This is a genomic window from Deinococcus rhizophilus (assembly GCF_030271215.1).
GTDB classification, from domain to species: Bacteria; Deinococcota; Deinococci; order Deinococcales; family Deinococcaceae; genus Deinococcus; species Deinococcus rhizophilus.
The window spans coordinates 1-4,307 of record NZ_JASNGB010000221.1; the positions used below are offsets into that span (position 1 = coordinate 1).

At 66.6% G+C, this 4,307-nt stretch carries 5 protein-coding genes and 1 pseudogene; 3 read left to right on the forward strand and 3 right to left on the reverse strand.

Going from position 1 to position 4,307, the window contains the following annotated elements:
- The 3 genes from QOL99_RS15425 to QOL99_RS15435 all read right to left on the reverse strand — a co-directional run.
- Window positions 1-285 (reverse strand): site-specific integrase (locus QOL99_RS15425; protein ID WP_326522595.1); only part of this gene is annotated, 285 nt, incomplete at its 3' end.
- 24 nt (window positions 286-309) lie between these two features.
- Entirely contained in the window at window positions 310-879 is a 570-nt protein-coding gene (locus tag QOL99_RS15430; RefSeq protein WP_285525126.1) for a tyrosine-type recombinase/integrase, read from the reverse strand.
- 68 nt (window positions 880-947) lie between these two features.
- Entirely contained in the window at window positions 948-1,451 is a 504-nt protein-coding gene (locus QOL99_RS15435) for an HD domain-containing protein (protein WP_285525128.1), read from the reverse strand.
- 167 nt (window positions 1,452-1,618) lie between these two features.
- On the opposite strand from QOL99_RS15435, the gene QOL99_RS15440 reads away from it, so the two are divergent.
- From QOL99_RS15440 to QOL99_RS15445, 3 genes and pseudogenes are all read left to right on the forward strand, one after another.
- On the forward strand, window positions 1,619-2,260 hold the full coding sequence (locus QOL99_RS15440) for a transposase (RefSeq protein ID WP_285525129.1): 642 nt from the start codon (window positions 1,619-1,621) through the stop codon (window positions 2,258-2,260).
- 54 nt (window positions 2,261-2,314) lie between these two features.
- A pseudogene (locus QOL99_RS18025) lies at window positions 2,315-2,506 on the forward strand (hypothetical protein); the annotation flags it as partial.
- Window positions 2,507-2,586: 80 nt separating this feature from the next.
- Complete coding sequence (locus tag QOL99_RS15445) at window positions 2,587-4,203, forward strand: ISL3 family transposase (protein ID WP_194165426.1); 1,617 nt, start codon at window positions 2,587-2,589, stop codon at window positions 4,201-4,203.
- Window positions 4,204-4,307: the final 104 nt, after the last annotated feature.

Consider the following 4,307-nt stretch of genomic DNA (forward strand, 5'->3'; position numbering starts at 1 on the left):
CGGGCGCGGGGCCCGGCGCCCCCGGTGTTCGCGCCGGTGGTGCGCACGCAGCAGCGCCACGATGTCCTCGGCGAGCGCGACCCTGCGCCTTCCCGCCTCGGTCTTGGGTTCGCCGACGACGTCCTGACCTGCACTGTTTTTTACCAGGTTATGCCGCACCGCGAGTTCCTGGGCGTCCAGGTCCACATCGCCCCACTGCAGGGCGAGCAGCTCGCCGCGGCGCATGCCGGTGTGCAGCGCGAGGGCGAACAGCGGATGGAGTCGGTGGCCACGGGCAGCCTCCAGAAAGCGGGCACCCTGCTCGGGGGTCTAGACCGTCAGTTCCGGCCGCAGCACGTGCGCAAGCCGCGCGTGCTGCGCGACGTTGCCGGGGACGAGTTGCCAGCGCACCGCCTGCTGCAGCGCCATCCGGAGCACATGCAGGACCCGCCCCGCCAGGCGCGGACCGGACTCCGTCTGGAGGTGGCCAACCAGGTCTTCCACGTCCAGGACCGTGAGCTGTCCCAGGGGCCGGGTCCCCAGGCTGGGCAGAACACGCTCCAGGGCCTGAACGTAGCCTCGCCAGGTGGATGGCCGGACATCGCGCGCCTTGTAGTCCAACCAGCGCAGCAGCAGGGCGTGCATGGAGCCGGGAGAGGCCCCCGGTGGGAGCGCGGGAGGACGGGCCGTCTTGGGACGGGCCTGGCCCTGAGGCAGGGTGCGGATCAACTTCCGCAGCGCCCGTTCCGTTGCTGCCCGGGTTCGGCGGCTGACCGACTTGCGCCGGCGCTTGCCGGTGACCGGATCACAGTAGATGGCCAGGCCCCGGTAGCCCACCACCTTCCCTTTCCACACCACCGGGTGCACGGTGCCTTCGCCGACTCGTCTGCGAATTGCCATGGGTATGGACATGCCAGAGGGACTGCCGCAGCGCAAGGCCGCACCGCCCGACACCGCTCCAGCTCGCCTCAGCTCGTGGTGGACCGACCTTCAGCCGGGGCCTGGGCCAGTCGGACCGCGCGCGCCCTGCCCGCGGCTGTGCTCAGGTACCTCGCCTGAGGCTGAATCCCCACGCGGGGCAGATCGAGCCGGTCGGCGTCCCAGCACGCGCCCACGGTGGGGTCATCGGTGGTCTGGCCGCTGACGTGGTGTTCGCAGGCCCATTTCAGCCGCTCGAGCTGGGCGTCGGTGAGGCCTAGACGGGCCTGGTAGCGGCCGACCAGCCTGGCGGCCCGGCGGCCGTGGAGAAGATCCGCACCCTCATCGCGTCGGGCCGCGTCATGGAAGAGGCCGAACCAGCGGGCCACGGCGACGTCGCCGCCCTCCGCCTGCGCGAGGCGCACGGCGGTCTCTTCAACGCGCTGCCAGTGATCGGGGCCATGCAGGGAGCCGGGGCCGAGGGCGAACTGGCCGATCAGCTCGGCTTTGATCGCCGCGTACGGGTCGGCCGGCCGGGAATCGAGGGGGGTCATGGGGAGAAGCATGCCATCCCCTGAGCTGGCCGGGCAGCCTTCCCTGGGCAGGACGCGGCCAAGACGCTGGATGAGCCTGAAAGCACCGGATCCGAGAACCGGACGGCGACGTGCGAGACCGTGCGGATTCTGCTGGCGAATTCCCAGGGCAGAGCTCACAATGAGAAATGTTGCGTCCCACCGCGATTCCAGAGGTCCCGGCTGAAACTGCTCGCATCGCCCGCGCTGCGTTTCCCAAGGGTGCACCGTTTCTCTGCCTGCGCGACGAACTCGGCGTTTTCCTGACCGATCAGGACTTTGTCCATTTCTATCCCCAGCGGGGGCAGCCTGCGGCTGCCCCGTGGCGGTTGATGCTGATCAGTGTGATGCAGTACGCCGAAAACCTGACTGACCGTCAAGCAGCTGACGCCGTGCGGGGTCACCTCGCCTGGAAATACGCCCTGTCGTTGGAACTGGATGACCCCGGCCTGGATGCCAGTGTGCTCTGTGAATTTCGGACCCGTCTGCTCGCAGCGCCTGAACCGCTGATCTGGCTGGATCGTCTCCTGTCTCTGTGCGCTGACCGGGGGCTGCTCCACCGACACGGCAAGCAGCGCACCGATTCGACGCATGTCCTGGCCGCCATCCGCGTCATGAACCGTCTGGAACTGGTGACGGAATGTCTCCGTGCAGCCCTGAATGCCCTGGCCGCTTTTACTCCAGATTGGCTGCGTGAGACGGCAGACCCGGAGTGGTATGACCGCTACGGACACCGCATGGGAAACTACCGATTTCCGAAAAGTGACCGGGCTCAGTACCTGACAGGTTGAGGGAAATGGCGTCCAGGACGCAGAAGGGAATGGAGAAGGGCGGCAAAAGGGGGTGTGATCCATCCCTGTGCCGCCCGCTCGCATGTTGACACGCTCTCCCAGTACCTGAAAGAGCGTCTGTCTCATCTCCGTTGAGATACGCTCCTCCGGGTCGCTGAGGTTTTGTTCGGGATCATCCAGGCTGAGTCCACCCTGCACCGGAAGATCGCCGTGCACATTGACCGTGACGCGACGCCCGCGTCTATTGCGTATGCTGGCCAATCCGGCACCCGCTGGGTCTCCCGCAGCTTGCGTGCAGCAGGGTCAGGGGCGACGAAACTGAGGACATGGACCTCCCTCTTTTTCCCGAGACCTGGCAAGTGCTCGACTCGCAGGTGGAAGGCACGCGGCTGATCCTGCTGGTGCAGGATCAGCGTTCTGGAGTGGCCTGTCCCACCTGTCAGCAGCGCAGCTCCCACGTTCACAGCCGCTACATCCGGCATCCTCATGACACTGCTCTGGGCCAGCATGGCGTGACCCTGCGGGTCCGGGCGCGGCGGTTCCGTTGCCGGAACCCGAACTGCCCCCACACGACCTTTGCGGAAACCTGGCCGGGCTGGCTGGAACCCCGCGCACAGCGCACCTGTCGCCTCGCCCAGAAGCAGGGTCGTGTGGCCCTCAGTCTGGGAGGAGAGGCTGGCCACCGGCTCCTGGCCCACCTCGGCGAACCTACCAGCGCCGATACCCTGCTGCGGCTGATTCGTCGCGTTCCCCTCCTTCCCGCCGAGACCCCGACGGTGCTGGGGGTGGACGACTTCGCTCTGCGACGACGGAAAACGTACGGGACTCTCCTGATCGACCTGGAGCGCCGTCAGGTCGTGGACCTGCTTCCGGACCGCCAGGGTGCCACCCTGGCGACGTGGCTGAGAGCACACCCGGGGGTAAAGATCATCTGCCGGGACCGGGCAGGGGAATATGCCCGTGGGGCGGCTTCCGGCGCGCCGGAAGCTCAGCAGATCGCGGACCGCTTCCACCTGATCGGCAATGTTCGGGACACGGTCGAAGCCTGGTTGCGGCCCCAGCGCGCCCACCTCACTGCACCGCCAGAACCGGCACAGGGGGAGGGGACGAGCGGTCCGCTCCAGCCCCTCCCCACAGGACGCCCCTCGACCAACCAAAAACGCATCGAACGGACGGTGACCAAACGGCAACACCGACAGGCCCGGTATGATCAGGCCGTCAAGTTGCGTGACAGAGGCCAAAGCTACAAGGCCATCGCCCGCCAGGTGGGGGTGGCCCGCAGCACGGTGACCGAATGGCTTCAACACGAGGGCAAGCTGACGCGGAACACTCCACCCAGTGGCATCACGCCTTACGCGGCCTACATCCGTAGCCGGATGGCCGAACCGGAGTGGACCGTGACCCAGCTCTTCCACGAGGTGATCGAGCAAGGATACCGGGGCGCATTCAGCGGGGTTTCCACTTACGTGCAGTGGCTCAGGGAAGGACATGAACCTCCGTCCATCGCCGATCAGCAAAGGCTGAGCCTGCCCCGGGAGAAGCGGCTGGGTCCTGCTCAGGTGGCGTGGTGGTTTACAACGCGACCTGACAGGCGTTCAGAGGCGGAGACCCGCCGCTTGCAGGCAGTGTTCGATCGGGTCCCACGAGGACAGGAAATTTACCAGTTGGTGCAGGACGTGTTGGGCTGGCTGAGAGACGCGCCGAGGTCGGGAGCTGCGCTCCTGACCTCTTGGATCGAACGGGCGCAGGCCACTGGATTACCTGACCTCCAACGGTTGGCGCGAAGCTTTCGAAACGACTTCGCCGCCATTTGCGGCGCCATCGAGTCTCCCTGGAGCAACGGGCAGACGGAAGGGCAGGTGAATCGGCTCAAGATGATCAAGCGCCAGATGTTCGGCCGAGCCAAATTCGACCTGCTTCGGCAGCGCGTCCTCCTCGCCTGACTCTGCTGCACGCAAGCTGCGGGAGACCCGACCCCCGCCGGATTACGCCAGCGTACGCATCTATCACCCGGATGGTCGCGCGGACCTTTCACGAAACGAATCTC